Genomic DNA, 23,389 nt, shown 5'->3' on the forward strand with positions numbered 1-23,389 from the left:
CTTTATTTAAAAAGGATTACTTGATCACTAATTTTTTAGTAACCTGAGCATCATTTTGAGAAATCTTTACAATGTAAACACCAGCGTTTAATCCAGAAACATTAATACGGTTGTTGTTTAAAGCTTGGTTGATCACTTGTTTTCCTAAGATATCATAAACCGAAACAGAAATAGCATCATCATTTGTTCCAACTACATTTACAAATCCTGTAGATGTTGGGTTTGGATATACTGAGAATGAGTTAGTGCTTACTTCGTTGATAGAAAGTGTTGCTCCTGCAACATCTGATACGTATCTAGGTAACACTTGGTAAGTACCATTGAACTCTGCGCCTAAACCAATAACAGATGATGTGCCAGTTGGAATGTTTGCTCCAACTAAATTCTCATCTCCAAAGGTAACTCTAGCAACAGTTGTATCTGCACCAGCAGAAATATCGTAACTAGTATTATCTGTAAATACGCCTGTATCAGCAAAAGTAACTCCTGTTATTTGGATTAATTCACTTTCATAAGATTCACCAGCTGCTAAAAATTGAGAAACTGTTACAGCCTCTGGAGTGATTGTAGTACCAGTAGATGATGCTCCAGCAACATCTGCAACAGGCACAAATTGCAATACACCATTAAATTCTCCTAATTGACCTTGTAAACCTGTGATACCATCACCAATATTGAAAGAAGGTGTAAGTGTACCAGCATTATCGTCAATTAATATTCCTGCAGTAGCATCTTGGATGTACTTTTGGTTTCTACCATTATCTGTTACTATGTAAGTGATGATTGCTTCACCTGTTAATTCATAAACTTCACCAAGTGTTCCAGCTCTTAGCTCTGCAACAGTTGCTACAGTATTTGAGGATAATACGCTAAACGTAATCATATCTGAATCAAGTATTGTACCATCTACCAATTCTACAAGAACATTGTATGTTTGACCATCAACAGTGGCAACAGTAAATGGACTGGTTACACCTGTAGTTGTAGTGCTATTAACGGTAATAGCAAATGTTTCTCCACCCTGTAAATTAGTACCTGAAAATTCAACATCTACAGAAGTTGTTCCAGGAACAAATTCAAAACCATTTGAAGGAGATGTAATTGTAATACTAGGAGTGTTTGTAGATGTAAAAGTTTGGTTTGTATTAACTAAGCCATAAGTGTTTGCAATTGCAAGAGTTTCCCAAGTAAATTCTTCATAAGAATCACCAGAGCCCATTAACTGAAGAGATTCTCCTACTTGAGTCGTACCACCTTCTTCTACACCAATATCTGTAGATGTCATACCAGCTGCAGGTCCATCAGCAGCAGTTAAAGATCCTTCATAACTTAAAAATTGCACCACATTACCCATGTTATCAACCAAAGCAATAGCGTCTGGCGAGCCATTTTGAAGTGAATTAGCTGCGAAAATAAAGTTAAGTGTACCATATCCATTCTCTTGATCTGAAATAGTACCACTTAGGCTTTCGTTACCGTAAGATTCATTGTTGCTTCCATTGTATTTTTCAATAGACCAACCTGTTAGGTCAGTTCCTGCTGGACCAGCAATTTCTATTGCTTCGTCTACATCAGCACCAGTGTTATCATAATGAATTTCATTGATAAAAATGTTTGTTTGCCCAAAAGACGATAATCCTATTAAAGCAGTTAAACATAAAAAGTAAAGTTTTTTCATAATTATTTCGTTTTAAATTTCTAAAAATTAAGGTTCAAATATAATGAGAATTTAGGGTTTAAACGAATAATTTTTGAGCTATACAGCTATTTAACAATTGGATAACATTGAGATGTAAATGTCTTATATTGTAAATATTACCATAATAGTAAGTTAACATTGTGTTATCAATTTTAGCTTCTTTCATTTTTTTTGTTATTAATCCTATCTTTACATTAGCAATACTCAGTTTTTCAAATTAAATAAATGAAAAAGAAAAATATTAAAATTTTATTGGTAGATGATGAACCAGACATTTTAGAAATAGTTGGTTATAATTTATCTGCGGAAGGCTACCAGGTCATCACTGCCGAAAATGGTGCCGAAGGTGTCAAGAAAGCAAAAAAAGAAAAGCCTCAACTTATTATCCTCGATGTGATGATGCCAGAAATGGACGGGATTGAAGCTTGCGAGCAAATTAGAAAAATGCCAGATCTTAGCAATACAATCATAACTTTTTTAACTGCTAGAGGTGAAGATTATTCTCAAATGGCTGGTTTTGATGCTGGAGCAGATGATTATATTACAAAACCCATAAAACCTAAGGTGCTTGTAAGTAAAGTTAAGGCGCTCTTAAGACGTTTAAAAGATGATGATCAACCTGAAGAAGTTTTAAAAATAGGAAACTTAACAATTAACAGAGAGGAGTATAAAATATCTATTAAGGGACAGGAGCTTCTATTGCCAAGAAAAGAATTTGAATTGTTATCTTTGTTAGCAACAAAACCAAACAAAGTCTTTAAACGCGAAGAAATCTTAGATAGAGTATGGGGCAATGAAGTGGTTGTTGGAGGACGAACTATTGATGTTCATATTAGAAAACTTCGTGAAAAAATTGGAGACAAAAAATTTAAAACAATAAAAGGCGTTGGTTATAAGTTTGTAGATTAATGCAAAATAAATTAAAAAAAACATATAGGTTTGCTTTTAAGACCTCAATGTACATCACTATTTTTTTAACGCTCTTATCGAGTGTTTTTTTGTATTTATTACATTCTATTGATATTTTATTTCTTGCATCTTTTGCGATTTTTACTTACATCATCTCTTTCGTGGTTATACAATATAGGGTCGAGCGTTTTATTTATAGAAGAGTTAAGAAGATATACGACGATCTAACGTTGTTGGAATCTGCTTCGCTTCGAAGTCAGCCTATCACAACAGATATGGCAACACTCACCCAAGAAATTGATAAATATGCAAAAGATAAAAAGTTAGAAATAGAAACACTTATCGTTAGAGAAGAATATCGAAAAGAATTTCTTGGTAACATATCCCACGAATTAAAAACACCCTTATTTACAGTCCAAGGCTATCTTGAAACCTTATTGGATGGCGCTATGCACGACAAAAAAGTAAATGAGAAATATTTAAACAGAGCCAGTAAAGGATTGGAGCGTCTCATCTACATCGTTAAGGATTTAGATATGATAACAAAATTAGAAGTTGGTGATCTTCAACTAAATATCAAAGAATTTGACATCGTTGAGTTAGTAGAAAGTGTTTTTGAGCTCTTAGAGATGAAAGCAGCAAAGAAGAAAATCTCACTTATTTTTGATATCGATTATACCCAGCCTATTATGGTAATGGGAGATAGAGAACGCATCCAGCAAGTCCTATCTAACCTCATTGTTAACTCTATAAAATATGGTGAAGATAAAGGTACGACAGAGATTAGTATTGAAAACCTAATTAAGAACAAAGTCATCGTAAGAGTAACAGATAATGGAGAAGGCATATCAAAAACAAATCTTCCACGTTTGTTTGAACGTTTCTTTCGTGTAGATAAAAGTGGGTCTCGTAAAGTTGGAGGTTCCGGTCTTGGGCTATCCATCGTAAAACATATTATAGAAGCTCACGACGAGAAAATCTATGTAGAAAGTGAAATTGGAGTAGGCAGTGAATTCTCATTTACCCTCGAAAAGTCTAAATAATCGTTTAAAATTCAACTCATAATCCATTGCGCTCAACCCTTTGTAATTTGAAACTTCTTCCAATTTATCAATCGTAAATTCATCTTGTTTACAACTCCCAACAAAACCTAATTTTGTCAAACGCTCAGCGAGATACTCTTGCTCAAATTGTCCAGGTGTAGGTATAAAATAGGCGTTTTTATTCAATTTTGCTAAATCCATAAGCGTTGTATAACCCGATCTGGAAACAACAAATGCACTTTCGTTAATTGCTTTTTCCAATTGAGAACTCGTCATAAAATTATAGATCTTAATATTTTTTTCTTCGGAAATATGCTGTTCACTTTCAATTACGCCTTTAATAAAAATAACTTTGCCATTATAATTTAAAAAATCCGTGAAAAGCTTTTTCTCCAAAAAACCACGTTGAGGTTCTGGTCCAGAAAGTAAGACCATTACGTCATATTTAAAGGAAACCTCTTTTTTGGTAAGCCTACTTAAAGGGCCTAAATATTTAACTGGGATATCGTAAAGTGTTGTGTGACCAAGTTTTCCGCTAAGATTAGGTTCTCCCAGATTATCTGGCACCCAGCATTCCTGAAATTGTCTAATGATTTTTTCGTGTAATTTAGTGCTCAGCCAAGTGGTATTTCCGCTCAAAACCTTGAGTTGGTGTGTTATAAAAACGCTTGGTAAATGTTTGCAATGAACACCCAATCTATTGTCAGAAATAATACCATCAATTTTATAAGATTCAATAATTATGGTAGTTGCTTTATGTTCAGCCTTTATTGTTTTTGCTAGTTTAGGTGAGCTTTGCAACATCTTTAATTTAAAATGCTTTCCTTTTATGGGATAGGTAATATTGTAAGAAGGTAATTCAATGCTTTGTAAATGCGGAAACTCTTTTCGTAAAAGACACAAAGCAGCACCATCACTGGCAATAACTGGTTCAAAATTATGAGCAATCAAGGCATTTATTATGGGTATACATCTTGTGGCATGACCTAATCCCCAATTTAAGGGAGCAATGAGTATTCGTTTCATGTGGTTGATCTAGTAGAGTATTTCAAAATTTTACCATTTTAGGAAAATCAAAGATAAAGCTTAAAATGTTTCCTTAATTTTACCGCATCTTTAATAAAAATAACAAATTGTTAAACGAAAATTGTGGGAAGTAAAAACAAACTTAAGAGATTTAAGGAAAATGAAACGTTCTCTAATGTGTTTCAGCCAAAAAGGGAGGAATTAGTCGATTCAGAATATGAACTTAAGGGAAACTGGAATTCTGAAGTATTCAAAAACAATAATCCTCTGGTATTAGAACTGGGTTGCGGTAGAGGAGAGTATACAGTTGAGTTGGCGAAAAAATTTCCGAAGAAAAACTTTATAGGTATCGATATAAAGGGAGCGCGTTTTTGGAGAGGCGCCAAAACAGCCATTGAAGAAAACTTACCAAACGTGGCATTTATACGCACACAAATAGAGCTTGTAGATTTTGTCTTTGCCAAAAATGAAGTTGACGAAATCTGGATTACGTTTCCAGATCCTCAAATAAAATACAAGCGTACCAAGCATAGAATGACGAATTCTCAATTTTTAAATCGCTATAAAACTATTTTAAAACCAGAAGGTTTTGTAAATTTAAAAACAGATAGTGAATTTATGCATGGATATACTCTGGGGCTTTTGCATGGAGAGGGACACGAAGTGGTGTATGCAAATCACAATGTGTATAAGCAAGAAGGAAGCCCAGAAGAAGTAACGAGCATTCAAACCTACTATGAATCTCAATATTTAGAGCATAATAAACCAATTACGTATATTAAATTCAAAATTAACTAACCTTGAATATTACTGTCGTTTTTTTTCTAGGGCTAATTATAGCTTTGATAGGTGTGGTGCCTCCTGGACTATTAAATATGACAGCTGCAAAAATAAGTCTCAAAGACGGTTACAGTAGAGGTATCACTTTTTCTATTGGTGTTTGTATTATTGTTTTTCTGCAAACCTATATAGCCTCTATGTTTGCGAGATATTTAAGTAACCATCCGCACACCGTTGAGATTTTAAGACAAGTCGCATTTGTAATATTTGTTCTAATAACAGTCTACTTTTTGTTCATCGCAAAATCCAGCCCTACACCAAATGTAGAGCCACATGCTACAAGTAAGAGAAGTCGCTTTTTCCAAGGTATGTTTTTATCTGCCATTAATGTTTTTCCAATACCATATCAAGCCTATATGACGATTACCATCGCAGGATTTGGATGGTTTATGTTTGATAAAATGAGCATTATTACCTATTGCTCTGGCGCAACGACAGGCACATTTGTAATGCTTTATTTTTATATTTTCTTTTTTGATAAGATTAAAAACAAAAATCTTACCTCTCAAAAAAACATGAATTACAGTATTGGTGCCATTACAGGTTTGGTAGCAATCATCACTCTTTTTAATATTTTAATGGACACGTAATGACACCCGAAACGCTTAATTTCTTTGATCGTGTTTATGAGGTTGCTAAACAAATTCCCTTCGGAAAAGTAACCAGCTACGGAGCAATTGCAAATTATTTGGGAGCTAAGCAAAGTGCAAGAATGGTTGGTTACGCGATGAATGGCTCTGGCGGAAAAGACATTCCAGCACATCGTGTCGTCAACCGAAAAGGATTACTCACAGGAAAACACCATTTTGACGGGACAAATCTCATGCAACAACTTTTAGAAAGTGAAGGCGTTTTGATTGTTGATAATCAAATTCAGGATTTGGAAACAGTTTTTTGGGATCCAAATAAGGAGTTGTGAAATTTTTATTTTTCTATATGTACTCACTATTTATATCTCAAATCCTACCATAATAAAATGCAATCCCAACACTTTAATCTTCAACCTTTATTAAGTATCTTTGCATTTAGAATGATTCTGAATAAATTAATTCTAGAATTAAAAGCTTACTATGAAATTAGATAAACAAAATATACTTAAAGCACTAGAAACGATTACAGCTCCAGGAGAAGGGCAAAACATGGTAGAGAGTGGTGCGGTAACAAATGTAGTGACGTTCGCAGATGAGGTCATTGTAGATATAACCATCACAAACCCAAGTTTGCAGGCTAAAAAGAAAACCGAAGTTGAGATCATGCAAACCATTCATAAATTGGTGTATGAAAAAGCTAAAATTAAGGTAAATGTAAAAGTAGATACACCAGCAAAGCCTGCCACAAATGCCATAAAAGGAAAGGAAATTCCCGGTATTAAAAATATAATAGCTGTAGCCTCAGGAAAAGGAGGTGTAGGTAAATCTACAGTAACAGCAAATCTTGCTGTGACCTTATCAAAAATGGGTTTTAATGTCGGTATTTTAGATGCAGATATTTACGGTCCATCTATGCCAATCATGTTTGATGTAGAACTTGAAAGACCATTGGCGGTCAATGTTGACGGAAAATCAAAAATGCGTCCCGTTGAAAATTACGGTGTTAAAATATTATCTATTGGTTTTTTTACAAAACCAGATCAAGCAGTAGTTTGGAGAGGTCCAATGGCAGCTAAAGCACTAAATCAAATGATTTTTGATGCAGCTTGGGGAGAACTGGATTTCATGCTTATAGATTTACCTCCAGGAACAGGAGATATTCATTTAAGTATCATGCAATCACTTCCAATTACAGGAGCAGTAATTGTAAGTACACCTCAAAATGTTGCTTTGGCAGATGCTAAGAAAGGTGTAGCCATGTTCCAACAAGAGAGTATAAATGTGCCAGTGTTGGGTATCATAGAAAATATGGCGTATTTTACCCCAGAGGAGCTTCCAGATCATAAATATTATATCTTCGGAAAAGAAGGTGCAAAAAACCTGGCTGAAGATATAAATGTACGTCTCTTAGGAGAAATACCATTAGTTCAAAGCATTAGAGAAGCTGGAGATATTGGTCGACCAGCAGCATTACAAACTGCCACACCTTTAGAAAAAGCATTTGAGGAATTAACCAGAAATGTTGTCGAAGAAGTAGTCAAACGTAATGATAACTTACCTCCAACCGAAGCTATCAAAATAACAACTATGGCTGGATGTTCAGCAGTAAAAAAATAATAAATGAGTACAGAAGAGCTTAGATTGAATGTTGAAAAAGCATTAGATGAAATACGTCCGTTCTTACAAAGTGATGGAGGCGATATTTCTTTGTTAGCCATCGAGAACGGTAATTTGGTGAAAGTGCAGCTACAAGGTGCTTGTGTTGGTTGTAGTGTAAACCAAATGACACTAAAGTCTGGTGTGGAAATGACTATAAAAAAATATGCACCCCAAATAGAACAAGTCATTAATATTGATGCTTAAATGACTTTGTCATAAATGTATGAAGTATTATATATTAAATTTACTTTCCCCGAAATTATAATTCATGATTAAAACAGATATACTCATTATTGGAGCAGGACCAACAGGATTATTCACTGTTTTTGAAGCTGGTTTGCTAAAATTAAAATGTCATTTAATTGATGCTTTGCCTCAACCTGGCGGACAATGCTCAGAAATTTACCCAAAAAAACCCATTTACGATATTCCAGCATATCCAGAAATTCTTGCAGGAGATCTCACAGAAAGGTTACTTGAGCAATGCAAACAATTTGAACCTGGTTTTACCTTAGGCGAACGTGCTGAAACTATAGAAAAACAAGAGGATGAATCATTTATAGTTACAACAAATAAAGGAACTAAGCACCAAGCACCTATCGTGGCAATTGCTGGCGGATTAGGGAGTTTTGAGCCTCGTAAACCTTTAATTCATAACATTGCAGAGTTTGAGGATATTGGTGTAGAATACATCATTAAAGATCCAGAGATTTACAGAAATAAAAAAGTAGTTATTGCTGGTGGAGGAGATTCTGCTCTAGATTGGAGTATCTTTTTAAGTGATGTAGCAAGTGAGGTTACTTTAATCCATAGACGAAATGAGTTTCGTGGACATTTAGATTCCGTAGAAAAAGTACAAGAATTAAAAAACAAAGGAAAAATAAATTTAATTACTCCTGCAGAAGTGGTAGGTATTGTTGGTGACGAAAAGGTAGAAGCTGTTGTAGTAAAACAAGCAAAGCATATTGAAAAAGAATTTGAAGTAGACTGTGATCATTTTATACCGCTTTTTGGGCTGTCGCCAAAACTTGGACCTATCGCAGATTGGGGATTAGAAATCGAAAAGAATGCTATAGTTGTAAATAACGCTTTAGATTACCAAACCAATATTCCAGGAATATTCGCCATTGGTGATGTTAATACCTATCCAGGAAAGTTAAAATTAATTTTGTGCGGTTTTCACGAAGCAACATTAATGTGTCAAGCTGCGTATCAAATCATTAATCCAGGAAAACGATATGTATTAAAATACACTACTGTTAGTGGAGTTGATGGTTTTGATGGAACTCGAAAAGAAGCACCAAAAGCAGTAGTGAAATCAATAGATTAGGAATGTAACGTTGAAATTTGGAACAGGATATAAACATAAAAATAACCGATAGAGAAGGAGTTACCCATTCAATTCAAGCACCAACAGATATGGCTATGAATTTAATGGAAGTTGTTCGTTCTTACGAACTCGCTCCAGAAGGGACTATTGGTATTTGTGGTGGCATGGCAATGTGTGCATCTTGTCAATGTTATGTATTAAGTGAAACCGATTTACCAGAAATGCAGGACGACGAAGAAGCAATGCTTAGCGAAGCTTTTTATGTAAAGGATAATTCGCGATTGGGTTGTCAAATTCAAATGACTCCAAATATGGAAGGCTTGGAAGTTGAGTTAGCTCCAGAAAGCTAGATTTTTGAGAAAGCATGTCTACACTTCAAATCAAACACTTTCTCTTATGTTTATCTATTCGGTCTTATAATCAATCAACCTTTTTGGTCCTTCCAATAAAACCCTAACAATTTTCAAAACACCGTCATCGGTGGTGGCAATTTGCCATTTAATGAGTGAGATTTCTCCGTTTTCAATTTCAATACCCGTAATGCTTCTTGGGTGAACGCAACTTCCATCATTAAAAAATGCAATATCTCCGGGTTCAGGAAAACGAGGCCTGTGGGTATGTCCAACAATTGTAATCAGGTTATTGTTATTGATAATCCACTTCTTGGTTCTGCGCTCAACTTTAATGAGTTCTTTATAATTTTTTGCAGGACTTGTAGGATCTGCAATACCCATAACGTTTAGTGGTTTCCAAAGAATTCTAACTAAAAACCGACTCCATTTCCAAAAGGTATAATTCCACCAATCGGCTTGATGACCATGTGTTAGAAATAGTTCTTGATTACTTTGGGTATGTTTTAAAACAATACCTTCATGATAAGTAAGACCGCAGAATAAATCTACATCTTCCCCAATCTTCGGGTCAAAATACTTAGATAAATGCTTTTCTACATATTTTGGATTTTTATAGACCATATCATGGTTTCCCCAAATCATATGTAAGCGCTCTTTGTCATGAAATAATTTCATGAGCATATACACATTTTTATGAGCGTCTAAGATAGATTCAAAAGAGATATTTTCCCAGAGTTCATCGCCATCACCAAGTTCACAATAGCTAAAACCTTCAGCATAATAATGCTTTAAAGCATGAAAATAGATGTTTCGGTTATTGGCAAAATCATCTGCAAAACTATTATCGCCTCTGTGACAATCACTAAAAAGGATAATTTTACTGGAATCGTCAAAGTCGACAACTTTAGCATTTTTATATGCACGATCTAATCTCGTTTTTGATGACATGAGAAAACTTTCAACTAAAATAAGTAGAATTTACTCAATTTGAGATACCTCATTCAATTTTCTCAAGAGCGATTGGGAGTAATCGCTCTACAAATTTGGAGTACGCTATTGCTGAAGGGTGTAAACCATCAGATGCGACAAGTTCTGGGTTTTCAATGCCTTGACGTGTAATATCTGTAATGTTCAAAAAGGTAATATTTTGTTGGGCGCAATAGTTTTCTGCGAAATCGTTATAGAGGTCTATTTCTTCGGAAGTGGTCTCGGGATTGCCATTATTTTGACCAAAAGGCGTTAATGCATAATCGGGAATTGAAAGTACGATCACGTTATTTTTATCTCCTTGAGCAGCATTGGTCGCTGTTTGAACCAATTGCGAAAATTCAGTTTCGTATAAGGAAAAAGGTTTACCTTGAAATTGATTATTAACGCCAATTAATAAAGTAACGAGATCATAGTTGGTCGTTAAATTTTCCGAGGAAATAGCAGTTTTAAGGTTTGTGGTTGTCCATCCTGTTTGTGCAATAACGTTAAGGTCGAAACCTGTTTCCAAAGAAAATTGCAGTTTAAGACTATCTTTTAATTGCTCGGGAAATCTGCAAGATTCACAAACGCTTTGGCCAATGGTATAACTATCACCTAGACTTAAAATTTTAAATGTATTTGGTGAGGTAATTGGGGTTTCATCTGACGATGAGCAGCCAATGAATGCTAGAAAAACTAACAAGGAAAAGTAAATAATGTTTCGCATAGTTATAAAGATACAATTTCCGAAGAAAAAAATGCTTCCCGTATTTGAGAAGCATTTTTTCTATTTAAATAAAACGATTGTGTTTAAGTGAGATACTTAAATATCCACTCTCGACTATTTAAAAGCGTTCAAGCCTGTAATATCTAATCCCGTGATTAGTAAATGAATGTCGTGTGTCCCTTCATAGGTTATAACACTTTCAAGATTCATAGAATGACGCATGATGCTGTACTCTCCAGTGATTCCCATGCCACCAAGCATTTGTCTAGCTTCTCGAGCAATGTTAATGGCCATATCTACGTTGTTTCGTTTTGCCATTGAGATTTGTGCAGAAGTTGCTGTGCCATTTTCACGCATTACACCAAGTCTCCAGGCCAATAATTGTGCTTTGGTGATTTCGGTAATCATCTCAGCTAATTTTTTTTGTTGCAATTGAAACTGCCCTATAGGCTTGCCAAATTGCATACGCTCTTTGGAGTATCGTAACGCAGTATCATAACAATCCATGGCTGCGCCGATTGCTCCCCAGGCAATACCAAAACGTGCCGAATCTAAGCAACCTAGAGGCGCTCCCAATCCCGATTTATTTGGTAATAAATTTTCTTTGGGTACTTTAACATTATCAAAAATGAGCTCACCTGTTGAACTTGCTCGAAGTGACCACTTATTATGAGTTTCTGGTGTTGAGAAACCTTCCATACCACGTTCTACAATCAAACCGTGAATTCTCCCTTCTTCATTTTTTGCCCAAACGACAGCGACTTGACAAAATGGAGCATTTGAGATCCACATTTTTGCGCCATTTAAAAGATAATGGTCACCCATATCCTTAAAATTAGTGGTCATTCCTCCAGGATTACTACCATGATCTGGTTCTGTCAAACCAAAAGAGCCCATCCATTCGCCAGAAGCTAATTTTGGTAAGAATTTTTTGCGTTGATCCTCGTTTCCATATTTCCAAATAGGATACATGACCAAAGATGATTGAACAGAAGCTGTACTTCTTACTCCAGAGTCACCACGCTCAATTTCTTGCATGATTAATCCGTAGGAAATTTGATCTAATCCAGCACCACCGTACTCTACAGGGATATATGGACCAAAAGCGCCAATTTCAGCTAAACCACCAATAATTAATTTTGGGAATTCTGCTTTTTGCGCAGCTTCCTCAATAATAGGTGAAACATCACGTTTTACCCATTCTCTGGCAGCATCACGTACAAGTATATGTTCTTCGGTAAGTAATTCGTCAAGATTGTAATAATCTGGTCCTTCAAATAAATCTGGCTTCATTTTTTTGTTGTTTTATGGATAACAAAAATAACGAAAACGTTTGCAGTTAACAATTTAATAAATGTTTTTTCCGAAGATATAAATCTAGAGAATTGTTTGCCAATTACGGTATACTAAAAATCTGTAGTTAATGATTTGTGTAAAAAAGTTAGTCCGTTTTTTTTAATAAATGAGCATAGGCCTCCATACCGTTGGTATGGTCAAAAATTACTTTTAAAACTCCAATTACAGGTAATGCGATTATAGCTCCAACAACACCCCAAAGTGTAGAGAATAGGATAACGCCAAAAATGGTCATGAATGGATTGAGGTTTATTTCGTCACCAATAATCCAAGGTGTGAGTAAATAATTCTCAACAAGCTGTGTTGCCGATACAACTCCTATTACAATAAGTGCTGGTGTTGAACCTGCGTAAAGAAAAGATAGAATCACTGCGACTCCGCCACCAATGATATTACCAACGTATGGGATAATGGAAAATAAGGAGGCAAACAGTGCTAAAAACAATGCATACGGAACAGAGCCCAATAAAAAACCGAGGTAGTAAATAACAAAAAGAAATAACATGATTTTTCCCTTTCCCACAAAATAACTTCTGGTGATGTTAGCAGAATTTTTAAGCAAAGAATTTATAGAAACATTCTTTGGGTAAAGTTTTTTGAAAAAATTGATAAATTGTTGTTTTTGCATCAAAAAGAGAATGATGTATATAAAAATGATGAGTGATTGTGATAGTAAGCTCATAAGTGACGATAAGAAATTACTGGCCAGAGCTTCAGCTTTTTTTACAAGTTTTTGATTATTTTCTATGTAATCTTTATAATCCCAGTTAAGTGAATTATTAGCCCATTGCGATAGTGCATTTAATTTTACAGTGGCTTTATCCTTTATAGTTGGCCAATCTTGAGCCATATTATTTATTTGGGAACTAACGAGCCAAAAAAGAAGAGAAAAAATGATTAGCATGAGCAAGATGGATAGTGTTATTGCAAGCCAATTAGGTAATCCTAGGTTTTTGAGTTTTTGTACAGGGATATCAAGTATAATGGCAATAATTCCACCAACGAGTAGTGGCATAATAAGAGTTTTTCCGTAGTAGAATATAGCAAATAGGCCTCCAATAAGTAAAAGGATCTTTATTGATTTTTGTGCAGATATATCTATTTTTTGAGTACTCAAATTTTGATTTTTTTAGTTATTTAGCATTATAAAGCTACATTAAAATTTATCAAAAATGAAGATTTTATGGTGTTAAGACATTTTTAAATAAAAATCCTTTGTCAAATTGATATAATCTTCGGTATAGTGGTGACGGGTTGTTTCTACAATTAATTCTGAAATTTCAGGAGTATTTTCATGAAACGAAAATTCTACTAGGCTACGCTTTTTCTCTGCGGAAGGTGTTCCTCTAACGTGTGTTTTTCTGTTCAAAAACAAACTAAAATCTTGAGCTAGTTCTATGAACTTTTTTTCTTCGGAAAATGGAATGATCACACAGAATGTGCCATGTTTAGAAAGTAAGGAAACGACGCTCTCTAATAAGTGTGCAAAGGGCATTGCATCTTGAAATCGTGCTAAATCACGCTGTGGATTTTTAGATTTATAATCTTCAGAATAAAATGGCGGATTGCAGATGATTAAATCATATTGATCTTCAATTTCTTCAGCAAATTCCTCTAAAGAGGCGTGATAGCAAAACAATCTATCATTCCAAGGGGATTGTTCAAAATTTTCTACACATTGCTCATAGGCATTGTCGTCAATTTCTAAGGCTTCAATAATTTGAGCATCACTTCGTTGGGCAAGCATTAAAGATAAAATGCCAGTTCCTGCTCCAATATCTAGTATTGAAAAAGGGTGTTTTTGTATTGAAGTCCAAGCACCAAGCAAAACTCCATCTGTCCCAATTTTCATGGCACATTGGTCTTGATTAACCGAGAATTGTTTTAATTTAAAAGGCTTGTCCATCGTCTATCATTCCTACAGAAGTAGGAATTTCTTTTATTTGATTGAGCTCATTTTTAGCTTGTGTTTTAATCAATGTAATCTATTCCTCTAAATACAAATCAATCAACCCTTCTGGGGTATCAACAATAATGACTTTGTTTTTCTTGTCTACTTTAGAAATGAACTCATCATTCATTGGAATTAAAATTTCAACACCATCTCTATCTATTTCAAAAAGGGATTGCGCAGTCGAGTCGTTAATAGATTTAATAATACCAACAAGCCCAAAGGTTTTGTCTTCAACTGTATAACCAATAATCTCATGAAAGTAGAATTTATCATCCTCCAATTTTGGTAAAAATTCTAAAGGTAGATACAAACCACTTTTCATAAGTGCGTCAGCATCTTCTTCGCTATCAACATCTTCAAATTTTATTCGCAGTAATTCAGACTTATGGAGCTGTGATGATTCAATGAAGAAAGGAACTAGGTTGTTGCGAACTTCAATAAATACCGAATCCATATTTTCATAAAGTTCTGGTTCATCGGTATCCAATTTAATCAACAACTCTCCTTTAAAACTGTATTTTTTGACAATTTTCCCTAAAAAAAAACATTCTTCTTTTTGCATAGTATAAAATAAAAAACTCCGACACATATGTATCGGAGTTTAAAAGTATAAAAAATAATTTTCTATTCTTCTTCGTTAGAAGCTTTAGCGTCATCTGCAGGAGCATCTGTTGTCTCTGCTTCTTCAGCCACTTCCTCTACAGGAGTTGCTGCAGCTATTCTAGCTTCGTTAACTGCTTTTTCTGCTTTTAATGCATCTGCTTTCGCTTTTGCTTGTGCATCAGATAGGCCAGCTTCTTTTTCTTTAACCTTTCCAGCTTTTTCTTCTGACCAAGCGTTGAATTTTTCTTCTGCTTGCTCTTCAGTTAAAGCGCCTTTAGCAACACCACCAGCTAAATGATTTTTAAGTAAAGCACCTTTATAAGATAAAATCGCTCTTGCTGTATCAGTTGGTTGTGCACCATTTTGTAACCATTGTACCGCTCCGTCAACATTCAATTCTATAGTTGCAGGGTTGGTATTTGGATTGTAAGCACCTAGTTTTTCTAAATATTTACCATCTCTTTTAGCTCGTGCATCTGCTGCTACGATCCAATAATAAGGTTTCCCTTTTTTACCGTGTCTTTGTAATCTAATTTTTACAGGCATATTTTTAAATTAATTTGTGAGGTTCGCGACCTCTATTATTAATGAGGCGCAAAGATAATACAATAATTTAATTCTCAACATTTTATTTGAAATTAAGTAATATTGAAATTTTATTATACTTTTGGGAGTTCTAAAACGTTATGTCTAACCTATAATGATCCTTATAATTTTGTGAGGAAGAAAATTTAAGCAATGAAAAGAATAGCAATACTTCTTATAACTGTATTATCTTTAGTGAGTTGTGGTGATGAAGTTGAATTTAATTCACCTGCATTTCAAGGTAACCGAGAATACGGTCTGTGGAGAGCAGAATTTACCAGCGCAACTATAGATGAAAATGGTTTTTTAACTATAACCGCAGGTAATAATGTAGAAACAGTAACTCTCAAAATACCTACCGTTGCAGTTGGAACCTACGTATTAGGGGATGTGGATTCTATGGAAGGACGCTACGTAGATGCTAACGGGACGGTGTATTCTACAAATAACAGGCCAGATCCTAGTGTTTCTATTTATCCCGAATATGGTTTTGTAAAACTTGATGAGATAAACAATAATACCTTTACTGGTACATTTCAATTTTTAGCTTTTGACGAGTCTGGATTAAATTCTATAGGTTATAACGAAGGCATCTTTTTTAGAGTGCCATTAACGTCTGGAGCTATTCCTGCGGTAGTAATAACTTGTGATGACACAGAGGGAGTTTCTCAATTAGCAAGGTCTGCTTATTTAGCTTCTTTTTCCCCGAGTTTAGAATATATAGACCGCATTGCATACGAAAGCGCATGTAATGAATATAGAAATGCTTTGATTGATCAACAAAACTATTGTGGTGATTTTGACGGTGAACTTCAGCAAGCTATAGACGAGTTGGATAGCTGCAACTTTAGATGCACATTTGCCACACAAAACAGAAATACTGCCCAAATGACTTTTGAGGCAGCAACTATATCTAATTATGTTGATTCTTGTGAGAATTATAGATTTTACTTAGAACAGCAAATTGAAATTTGTGGTGATGAGACTGGAGAAATTCAAATAATTATTGATGAGTTAGATTGTAATGATGATGATGCAGATGGTGTTCCAAATAATTTTGAAGACTTCAATGGTGATGGTAGTTTAGATAATGATGATCTAGATCTAGATGGCATACCAAACTACTTAGACGACGACGACGATGGAGATGGTGTTTTAACTATTTACGAAGCTTTAGAGACAGATGGTAATTTAATTGATACAGATGGGGATGGAGATGTAGATTATTTAGATAATGATGATGATGGAGATACATTATTGACAATTAATGAAGATGCAGATCCAAATATGGATGGAAATCCGTCAGATGCGCTTGATACAGATGGTGATGGAATTCCAGATTATCTAGATAATATGTAATAAGAATTCATTTTTTATACTGAAAAGCAGCCAAATGGCTGCTTTTTTTGTTAAACTTTCACAACACTTTGTTAAAGATGTTAATATGTTAGATTTTTCCTACAATTATACCTATATTAAGAATAGTCAGATGTGAAACAATACGCATCACAAAAAAAGGTATTGAAATTTAAAATGTAAAAGAAAATGAAGTATTCAGAAGAAATTTCAAACAAATTAAACGAATTATTAGTAAAAAACTATGATGCAGAAAAAGGGTATTTAAATGCCATTGATAATGTAGATAGTGATAAGTTAAAAATGTATTTTAAACGAAGAGCTTCAGAAAGAAGTGAGTTTGCAAAAGAACTTAGGACTGAAATCTTACAATATGGAGAAATCCCAGAAGATTCAGGAACTTTCAAGGGTACAATGCACCGTAACTGGATGTCACTAAAATCAACTTTTAGTTCAAACAATGAAGAGTCTATTCTTGAGGAAGCAATTCGAGGAGAAGAGGCAAGTTTAGAAGAATATAATGAATTAATAAAAGAGCGTAATTTACCGCCAAGTATTGATTCCTTATTGATCAAACATAAAAATTCCATACAATCGGCAATCAATACCGAGAAAGTACATGAAGAGCTAGTATCATAAAATATTAGGTTCAATGTAAAAAAAGTCAGCTTTTAAAAGTTGACTTTTTTTTTGTTTAAAACTGTTCATAACTTCGCTTTATAAAAGTGGAGTTTATTTGTAATTTTATAAACTGATTTTTCTTGAACATTTTTAGAAATCAAGCATAAAAAATCAGTCTTTTCAAATAGGTTAATCAAATTAGATTTTGATATAATACAACTTAGAAAGAGATAAATAGCCCAAAATAGTATGTACTTAATATTTGATACCGAAACCACAGGATTGCCAAAAAGGTGGGATGCACCAATTACAGATGTAGATAACTGGCCAAGATGTATTCAAATTGCATGGCAACTCCATGACGAAATGGGTAATTGTATAGACCATCAAGATTATCTAGTAAAACCAGAGGGTTTTAATATTCCTTACGATGCTGAAAAAATTCACGGAATTTCTACGGAATTAGCTCAAGAACAAGGTGTGGCACTCCAAGACGTTTTGGAGAAATTCAAAATAGCGCTTTCAAAAACAAAATTTGTGGTAGGTCAAAACGTGAAGTTTGATCTCAATATTATGGGAGCAGAATTTGTTAGAGAGGAAATCTCAAATGAGCTTCAAGAACTTCCGGTTTTAGATACCTGTACAGAGCATACTGCAGAGTTGTGCCAGATTCCTGGTGGTCGTTATGGAAAATTTAAGCTTCCAACACTCACAGAGTTACATCAATTTTTATTTAATCAACCATTTGCAGAAGCACATAATGCCACAGCAGATGTTGAGGCAACTACAAGATGCTTTTTAGAGCTCATAAGACTTGAAGAATATACAAAAGAGCAGTTAGACGTTGAGCCAGGTTATTTTCAGGATTTTAAGGAGGAGAACCCCAATACAATCCAACTCATTGGCTTAAAGCACATCAATCTCAAAAAAGAAAGTGCAAAAATAAATGAGCGTCTTCAAAAACTACAAGGAGAAGATATTTCCGAAGAAGAAATAAAAGAAAATATTTCTGAACTACAGGAGGTTGATTTTGTGCATCTTCATAACCATTCCCAGTTTTCGGTATTGCAATCTACAATTAGTATTTCAGATTTGGTGGCTGTCGCAGCAGAGCATAAAATGCCTGCAGTTGCACTCACAGACCATGCTAATATGATGGGAGCTTTTCATTTTGTAAAAGCAGTAAACATCCATAATAAAAATGTAGAGTTAAAACATAAAGAAGCTGAAGAAAAAGGAGAGGTTTCTTCGGAAAAAGAAATAAAACCAATCATTGGCTGCGAGTTTTTTGTTTGTGAAGATCATAAGGATAAATCCAGAAAAGACAATGGCTATCAAATTGTGTTAATCGCTAAGAATAAAGAAGGCTATCACAACTTGGCTAAACTATCGTCACATGCCTTTGTTGATGGTTTTTATTATTTGCCAAGAATAGATAAAAAACTCATTCAAAAATACAAAGAACATCTTATTTGCTTAACTGGTAACCTATATGGTGAAGTCCCAAGCAAAGTGTTGAACGTTGGAGAAAACCAAGCAGAAGAAGCATTACTTTGGTGGAAACAAGAATTTGGAGAGGATCTATACATCGAATTAATGCGACACAATCAAGAAGATGAAAATCGTGTTAATCCTGTGTTGATTGATTTCTCAAAAAAACATGATGTTAAATTAATAGCTTCAAACAATACCTATTATTGCAAAAAAGAAGATGCCAATGCACACGATATTTTACTGTGCGTTAAAGATGGAGAAAAGCAAGCCACACCAATAGGAAGGGGTAGAGGCTATCGTTACGGTTTGCCAAACAAAGAGTATTATTTTAAATCTTCAGAAGAAATGAAATCCTTGTTTAAGGACGTGCCAGAGGCGATTAGTAATATTCAAGACGTCGTAGATAAGGTTGAAGGTTATCAACTGGCGCGGGATGTATTATTACCTGCTTTTGATATCCCAGAAGAATTTAAAAACAACGCAGATATTGATGATGGAGGCAAACGTGGTGAAAATGCCTACCTAAAACATTTAACGTTTAAAGGTGCGAAAAAACGATACGGAGAAGAATTAAGTGATGAGATCGTTGAGAGGCTTGATTTTGAGTTGAGCGTTATTGAAAACACGGGTTATCCAGGTTACTTTTTAATTGTGGAGGATTTTATTCGTGAAGCTCGAAATATGGATGTTTCTGTTGGTCCAGGTCGTGGTTCTGCAGCTGGATCTGTGGTTGCTTATTGCTTGTGGATAACCAATATTGATCCTTTAAAATATGACTTGCTTTTTGAGCGTTTCTTAAATCCAGATCGTGTGAGCATGCCAGATATTGATATCGATTTTGATGATGAAGGTCGAAGTCGTGTGATGGATTATGTGATCAAAAAATATGGTTCAAATCAAGTTGCTCAAATTATTACCTACGGAACGATGGCTGCAAAGTCATCTATTCGAGATACAGCAAGAGTACTCGATTTGCCATTGTTTGAAGCAGATCGCATAGCAAAGCTTATCCCGACAATGTCAAAACTGAATAAGATTTTTGGCCTATCGGAAAAGGAACTGGGCAGTAAATTTAGAGCAGATGATTTAGAAAAAGTTAATGAACTGCTCAATATTGCAGATGGTGAAGGCTTAGATGCAGAAACTATAAATCTAGCCAGAACCCTTGAAGGATCAGTTAGAAATACGGGTATTCATGCCTGCGGAGTTATTATTACTCCAGACGATATTACCAATTTTGTGCCTGTTTCCGTAGCAAAGGATTCCGATTTGTATGTCACGCAATTTGATAACTCTGTAGTTGAAGATGCAGGTTTGCTCAAAATGGATTTTTTGGGATTGAAAACGTTAACCTTAATAAAGGATACGGTTAAAATCGTAAAGGCAAAACATGATATTTTATTGGATCCTGATAGCTTTCCGCTTGACGATGAGAAAACATATGAACTGTTTCAAAAAGGAGAAACGGTTGGAGTGTTTCAATATGAATCTCCCGGAATGCAAAAACATTTAAAGGAATTAAAACCAACGGTTTTTGAGGATTTAATTGCGATGAACGCACTATATCGTCCAGGACCAATGGAATATATCCCAAGTTTTACAAGACGTAAACATGGTGATGAAGATATTGAGTACGACTTACCCGCAATGGAAGAGTATCTCAAAGAAACCTACGGTATTACGGTATATCAGGAGCAAGTGATGTTGTTGTCTCAAAAGCTAGCAGATTTTACAAAAGGTGAAGCCGATGTTTTGAGAAAAGCAATGGGTAAAAAACAAATTGCGGTTTTGGATAAAATGAAACCAAAATTTATTGAGCAAGCAAGTGCCAAAGGGCATGACGCAAAAATTCTTGAAAAAGTATGGAAAGACTGGGAAGCTTTTGCAAGTTATGCATTTAACAAATCCCACTCAACGTGCTATGCTTGGATTGCTTACCAAACAGCTTATCTAAAAGCACATTATCCTGCAGAATATATGGCAGCTGTACTATCTAACAATATGAACGACATCAAGCAGGTAACGTTCTTTATGGAGGAGTGTAAACGTATGCGATTGGATGTTTTAGGTCCAGATGTCAATGAATCGTATTATAAATTTTCGGTTAATAAAGATAATGCGGTTCGTTTTGGAATGGGTGCGATAAAAGGTGTTGGTCATGGCGCTGTGATGACCATAGTTGAGCATAGAAAAAAAGATGGTCATTTCAAATCAATTTTTGATTTAGCAAAACGAATAGATTTAAGAGCAGCAAATAAAAAAGCATTTGAAAATTTAGCATTGGCAGGAGGATTTGACGGATTTGGAGATACACACCGCGCTCAATATTTTCATGATGAAGGTGATGGAATTACATTCCTCGAAAAAGCCATTAAATATGGAGCTAAGCATCAAGAAAACGAGAATTCAGCACAAGTAAGCTTATTTGGTGCAGCAAGTGATGTGCAAATAGCAGAGCCAATAGTACCACCTTGTGAAGAATGGGGAACTATGGAAAAACTAGCTCAAGAAAAAGAAGTAGTTGGAGTTTATATCTCTGGTCATCCGTTAGATGATTTTAAAGTGGAGATGAAAACATTTTGCAATGGTACTTTAGCCTTATTTAATGAATTGGAAACGTATGTAAATCGTGAAATTACTTTTGGAGGTGTTGTTACAGATGTGCAACATCGTGTAAGTAAGCAAGGTAAAGGCTGGGCTATTTTTATGGTAGAGGATTATACAGATAGTTTTGAATTCAGAATTTTTGGAGAAGAGTATTTAAAATTCCGCCATTTCTTGGTAAAAAATAGTTTTGTTTACGTTAAGTCTTTTGTTAGAGAAGGTTGGGTTAATAGAGATACAGGTAAAAAAGGAGATCCTAGATTACAATTTAATAGTTTTCAATTATTACACGATGTGATGGGAACCTATGCGAGAAAATTATCAATACAACTTAATATAAGAGAGTTACAAGAAAAACGCATAGATGTTCTTCAGGATTTGTTTAGAATACATCAAGGTGATAAATCATTAAGCTTTATAGTGTACGATAATGATGAAAAGATTAAATTAAATATGCCAAGTAGAAAACAAAAAATAAACATTTCCCAAGAATTATTGGACCAATTATCCCACCATGAAGTCACATACAAATTAAATTAAACGCTTGATTTTTTCTGAAATTAAAAAACACATATAAATAGTCAATATCTTCATAATCAAAACAAATACTGCCACTGTAAGGTTTGGCAAAATTTTTGACTAATTTTGTATATCAAATAAAACTGAAGTTAAACATTAAGACAATATAATTATGGCATTAGAAATAACAGATGCAAATTTTGAAGAAACAGTACTAAAAAGTGATAAACCAGTTATGGTAGACTTTTGGGCTGCTTGGTGTGGACCATGTAGAATGGTTGGCCCAATCATAGATGAAATCAGTACAGAATACGACGGTAAAGCTATCGTAGGTAAAGTAGATGTTGATGCAAACCAAGAGTTTGCAGCAAAATACGGAGTACGTAACATACCAACCGTATTAGTATTTAAAGACGGGGAAGTAGTTGGTCGTCAAGTAGGAGTTGCTCCTAAAAATGCATATACAGAGGCAATAGATTCTTTATTATAAGAATTATTAGATATAATCTAAAAGAAATGATAAAAGGTTTGCCAGTATGGTAAACCTTTTTTTATTTTTAACTAATATTAAGACATAAGAAAAACACATATGAGTAAGCAAGCAAAAACGCAAGACTTAATTGATAGTAAATTATTAGAAGAACGAAAAGTATTCCTTTGGGGAATGGTAGATGATAAATCAGCAAAACACGTGATTGACCGTTTATTATATTTAGATTCTATAGAAAAAAAAGACATCCATTTATATATAAACAGTCCTGGAGGCTATGTAACCTCTGGGTTTGCAATGTATGACTGTATAAAATCATTAAATAGTGATGTATCTACAATCTGTACGGGTCTGGCAGCATCTATGGGATCAATATTATTATCTGTTGGTACAAAAGGAAAACGATTCATACAGCCACATGCAAGAGTGATGATTCACCAACCAAGTGGAGGAGCTCGCGGTCAGGCAAGCGATATTGAAATCACCGCTCAAGAAATATTAAAGACCAAAGAATTAAGCGCTAAAATATTAGCAGAAAACTGTGGTCAGGATTTCGATCAAGTAATGAAAGATTTCAATCGTGACCATTGGATGGGAGCAGAAGAATCTAAAGCCTACGGTATCGTAGATAAAATAATAAAGTAGATTTTTTCTTCGGAAGA

At 34.6% G+C, this 23,389-nt stretch carries 23 protein-coding genes; 14 read left to right on the plus strand and 9 right to left on the minus strand.

Annotation, left to right across the window (positions count from 1 at the left end; translation table 11 throughout):
- Nucleotides 1–16: 16 nt before the first annotated feature.
- A complete protein-coding gene (locus GQ40_RS17280) occupies nt 17–1,678 on the minus strand; it encodes a T9SS type A sorting domain-containing protein (RefSeq protein WP_052184283.1) in 1,662 nt (553 codons plus the stop codon).
- Nucleotides 1,679–1,924: 246 nt separating this feature from the next.
- Here GQ40_RS17280 and GQ40_RS14765 point away from each other — a divergent pair, with 246 nt between their 5' ends.
- Nucleotides 1,925–2,608, plus strand: a complete 684-nt coding sequence (locus GQ40_RS14765) for a response regulator transcription factor (protein ID WP_047550075.1) — start codon at nt 1,925–1,927, stop codon at nt 2,606–2,608.
- Complete coding sequence (locus GQ40_RS14770) at nt 2,608–3,651, plus strand: sensor histidine kinase (protein ID WP_047550078.1); 1,044 nt, start codon at nt 2,608–2,610, stop codon at nt 3,649–3,651. Before GQ40_RS14765 ends, GQ40_RS14770 begins: the two co-directional genes overlap by 1 nt.
- Here the strand turns inward: GQ40_RS14770 and GQ40_RS14775 are convergent.
- On the minus strand, nt 3,625–4,677 hold the full coding sequence (locus tag GQ40_RS14775; protein ID WP_047550081.1) for a glycosyltransferase: 1,053 nt from the start codon (nt 4,675–4,677) through the stop codon (nt 3,625–3,627). The genes GQ40_RS14770 and GQ40_RS14775 overlap by 27 nt on opposite strands.
- 123 nt (nt 4,678–4,800) lie before the next feature.
- On the opposite strand from GQ40_RS14775, the gene trmB reads away from it, so the two are divergent.
- The 7 genes from trmB (at nt 4,801) to GQ40_RS14810 (ending at nt 9,446) form a co-directional block, all read left to right on the plus strand.
- The gene (gene trmB / locus GQ40_RS14780; RefSeq protein WP_047550084.1) at nt 4,801–5,475 is read left to right on the plus strand and encodes a tRNA (guanosine(46)-N7)-methyltransferase TrmB; all 675 of its coding nucleotides are present in this window, start codon (nt 4,801–4,803) and stop codon (nt 5,473–5,475) included.
- Between the two features lie 2 nt (nt 5,476–5,477).
- Nucleotides 5,478–6,107: a LysE family transporter gene (locus GQ40_RS14785; protein WP_047550086.1), complete on the plus strand. Its 630-nt coding sequence runs from the start codon at nt 5,478–5,480 to the stop codon at nt 6,105–6,107.
- Nucleotides 6,107–6,436, plus strand: coding sequence for an MGMT family protein (locus tag GQ40_RS14790; RefSeq protein ID WP_047550089.1), 330 nt, complete (start codon nt 6,107–6,109; stop codon nt 6,434–6,436). Before GQ40_RS14785 ends, GQ40_RS14790 begins: the two co-directional genes overlap by 1 nt.
- Before the next feature lie 151 nt (nt 6,437–6,587).
- The gene (locus GQ40_RS14795) at nt 6,588–7,724 is read left to right on the plus strand and encodes an Mrp/NBP35 family ATP-binding protein (RefSeq protein ID WP_047550093.1); all 1,137 of its coding nucleotides are present in this window, start codon (nt 6,588–6,590) and stop codon (nt 7,722–7,724) included.
- 3 nt (nt 7,725–7,727) lie between these two features.
- Entirely contained in the window at nt 7,728–7,970 is a 243-nt protein-coding gene (locus GQ40_RS14800) for a NifU family protein (protein WP_047550096.1), read from the plus strand.
- A gap of 64 nt (nt 7,971–8,034) precedes the next feature.
- Nucleotides 8,035–9,096: an NAD(P)/FAD-dependent oxidoreductase gene (locus GQ40_RS14805; protein WP_047550099.1), complete on the plus strand. Its 1,062-nt coding sequence runs from the start codon at nt 8,035–8,037 to the stop codon at nt 9,094–9,096.
- A gap of 17 nt (nt 9,097–9,113) precedes the next feature.
- Nucleotides 9,114–9,446, plus strand: a complete 333-nt coding sequence (locus GQ40_RS14810; RefSeq protein WP_047550101.1) for a 2Fe-2S iron-sulfur cluster-binding protein — start codon at nt 9,114–9,116, stop codon at nt 9,444–9,446.
- Nucleotides 9,447–9,500: 54 nt separating this feature from the next.
- On the opposite strand, the gene GQ40_RS14815 is transcribed toward GQ40_RS14810, so the two are convergent.
- From GQ40_RS14815 to GQ40_RS14845, 7 genes are all read right to left on the minus strand, one after another.
- Nucleotides 9,501–10,397: a metallophosphoesterase family protein gene (locus GQ40_RS14815; RefSeq protein ID WP_047550104.1), complete on the minus strand. Its 897-nt coding sequence runs from the start codon at nt 10,395–10,397 to the stop codon at nt 9,501–9,503.
- Between the two features lie 49 nt (nt 10,398–10,446).
- Nucleotides 10,447–11,145 carry an SGNH/GDSL hydrolase family protein gene (locus GQ40_RS14820; RefSeq protein ID WP_047550107.1) on the minus strand — a complete coding sequence of 233 codons (699 nt, stop codon included), beginning with the start codon at nt 11,143–11,145 and terminating at the stop codon, nt 10,447–10,449.
- A 114-nt stretch (nt 11,146–11,259) separates the two neighbouring features.
- Nucleotides 11,260–12,438 (minus strand): acyl-CoA dehydrogenase family protein, encoded by a 1,179-nt coding sequence (locus GQ40_RS14825; protein ID WP_047550111.1) that lies wholly within the window; start codon nt 12,436–12,438, stop codon nt 11,260–11,262.
- Nucleotides 12,439–12,586: 148 nt separating this feature from the next.
- On the minus strand, nt 12,587–13,618 hold the full coding sequence (locus GQ40_RS14830; protein WP_047550116.1) for an AI-2E family transporter: 1,032 nt from the start codon (nt 13,616–13,618) through the stop codon (nt 12,587–12,589).
- A gap of 72 nt (nt 13,619–13,690) precedes the next feature.
- A complete protein-coding gene (locus tag GQ40_RS14835) occupies nt 13,691–14,407 on the minus strand; it encodes a tRNA1(Val) (adenine(37)-N6)-methyltransferase (protein WP_047550118.1) in 717 nt (238 codons plus the stop codon).
- A gap of 79 nt (nt 14,408–14,486) precedes the next feature.
- Nucleotides 14,487–15,017, minus strand: a complete 531-nt coding sequence (rimM, locus tag GQ40_RS14840; protein WP_047550121.1) for a ribosome maturation factor RimM — start codon at nt 15,015–15,017, stop codon at nt 14,487–14,489.
- A gap of 62 nt (nt 15,018–15,079) precedes the next feature.
- The gene (locus tag GQ40_RS14845; RefSeq protein ID WP_047550130.1) at nt 15,080–15,604 is read right to left on the minus strand and encodes a 30S ribosomal protein S16; all 525 of its coding nucleotides are present in this window, start codon (nt 15,602–15,604) and stop codon (nt 15,080–15,082) included.
- Between the two features lie 192 nt (nt 15,605–15,796).
- On the opposite strand from GQ40_RS14845, the gene GQ40_RS17285 reads away from it, so the two are divergent.
- The 5 genes from GQ40_RS17285 (at nt 15,797) to GQ40_RS14870 (ending at nt 23,372) form a co-directional block, all read left to right on the plus strand.
- On the plus strand, nt 15,797–17,002 hold the full coding sequence (locus tag GQ40_RS17285) for a DUF6252 family protein (RefSeq protein ID WP_052184284.1): 1,206 nt from the start codon (nt 15,797–15,799) through the stop codon (nt 17,000–17,002).
- Between the two features lie 186 nt (nt 17,003–17,188).
- A complete protein-coding gene (locus GQ40_RS14855; RefSeq protein WP_047550137.1) occupies nt 17,189–17,638 on the plus strand; it encodes a ferritin-like domain-containing protein in 450 nt (149 codons plus the stop codon).
- Between the two features lie 231 nt (nt 17,639–17,869).
- Nucleotides 17,870–22,258 carry a DNA polymerase III subunit alpha gene (dnaE, locus tag GQ40_RS14860; RefSeq protein ID WP_047550140.1) on the plus strand — a complete coding sequence of 1,463 codons (4,389 nt, stop codon included), beginning with the start codon at nt 17,870–17,872 and terminating at the stop codon, nt 22,256–22,258.
- A 151-nt stretch (nt 22,259–22,409) separates the two neighbouring features.
- On the plus strand, nt 22,410–22,727 hold the full coding sequence (gene trxA / locus GQ40_RS14865; RefSeq protein WP_047550143.1) for a thioredoxin: 318 nt from the start codon (nt 22,410–22,412) through the stop codon (nt 22,725–22,727).
- A 99-nt stretch (nt 22,728–22,826) separates the two neighbouring features.
- Nucleotides 22,827–23,372: a ClpP family protease gene (locus tag GQ40_RS14870; protein WP_047550147.1), complete on the plus strand. Its 546-nt coding sequence runs from the start codon at nt 22,827–22,829 to the stop codon at nt 23,370–23,372.
- Nucleotides 23,373–23,389 lie beyond the last annotated feature (17 nt).

The organism is Psychroserpens sp. Hel_I_66 (assembly GCF_000799465.1).
Lineage (GTDB): Bacteria > Bacteroidota > Bacteroidia > Flavobacteriales > Flavobacteriaceae > Psychroserpens.

Excerpts from the sequence above, each read along its gene's own strand:
- GQ40_RS14800 (WP_047550096.1), top strand. The coding sequence starts at position 7,728 with ATGAGTACAGAAGAGCTTAGATTGAATGTTGAAAAAGCATTAGATGAA.
- GQ40_RS14815 (WP_047550104.1), bottom strand. The coding sequence starts at position 10,397 with ATGTCATCAAAAACGAGATTAGATCGTGCATATAAAAATGCTAAAGTT.
- rimM (WP_047550121.1), bottom strand. The coding sequence starts at position 15,017 with ATGCAAAAAGAAGAATGTTTTTTTTTAGGGAAAATTGTCAAAAAATAC.
- GQ40_RS17280 (WP_052184283.1), bottom strand. The coding sequence starts at position 1,678 with ATGAAAAAACTTTACTTTTTATGTTTAACTGCTTTAATAGGATTATCG.
- GQ40_RS14775 (WP_047550081.1), bottom strand. The coding sequence starts at position 4,677 with ATGAAACGAATACTCATTGCTCCCTTAAATTGGGGATTAGGTCATGCC.
- GQ40_RS14790 (WP_047550089.1), top strand. The coding sequence starts at position 6,107 with ATGACACCCGAAACGCTTAATTTCTTTGATCGTGTTTATGAGGTTGCT.
- GQ40_RS14835 (WP_047550118.1), bottom strand. The coding sequence starts at position 14,407 with ATGGACAAGCCTTTTAAATTAAAACAATTCTCGGTTAATCAAGACCAA.
- GQ40_RS14855 (WP_047550137.1), top strand. The coding sequence starts at position 17,189 with ATGAAGTATTCAGAAGAAATTTCAAACAAATTAAACGAATTATTAGTA.
- GQ40_RS14820 (WP_047550107.1), bottom strand. The coding sequence starts at position 11,145 with ATGCGAAACATTATTTACTTTTCCTTGTTAGTTTTTCTAGCATTCATT.
- trxA (WP_047550143.1), top strand. The coding sequence starts at position 22,410 with ATGGCATTAGAAATAACAGATGCAAATTTTGAAGAAACAGTACTAAAA.
- dnaE (WP_047550140.1), top strand. The coding sequence starts at position 17,870 with ATGTACTTAATATTTGATACCGAAACCACAGGATTGCCAAAAAGGTGG.
- GQ40_RS14795 (WP_047550093.1), top strand. The coding sequence starts at position 6,588 with ATGAAATTAGATAAACAAAATATACTTAAAGCACTAGAAACGATTACA.
- GQ40_RS14870 (WP_047550147.1), top strand. The coding sequence starts at position 22,827 with ATGAGTAAGCAAGCAAAAACGCAAGACTTAATTGATAGTAAATTATTA.
- GQ40_RS14825 (WP_047550111.1), bottom strand. The coding sequence starts at position 12,438 with ATGAAGCCAGATTTATTTGAAGGACCAGATTATTACAATCTTGACGAA.
- GQ40_RS14805 (WP_047550099.1), top strand. The coding sequence starts at position 8,035 with ATGATTAAAACAGATATACTCATTATTGGAGCAGGACCAACAGGATTA.
- GQ40_RS14765 (WP_047550075.1), top strand. The coding sequence starts at position 1,925 with ATGAAAAAGAAAAATATTAAAATTTTATTGGTAGATGATGAACCAGAC.
- GQ40_RS14845 (WP_047550130.1), bottom strand. The coding sequence starts at position 15,604 with ATGCCTGTAAAAATTAGATTACAAAGACACGGTAAAAAAGGGAAACCT.
- GQ40_RS17285 (WP_052184284.1), top strand. The coding sequence starts at position 15,797 with ATGAAAAGAATAGCAATACTTCTTATAACTGTATTATCTTTAGTGAGT.
- GQ40_RS14770 (WP_047550078.1), top strand. The coding sequence starts at position 2,608 with ATGCAAAATAAATTAAAAAAAACATATAGGTTTGCTTTTAAGACCTCA.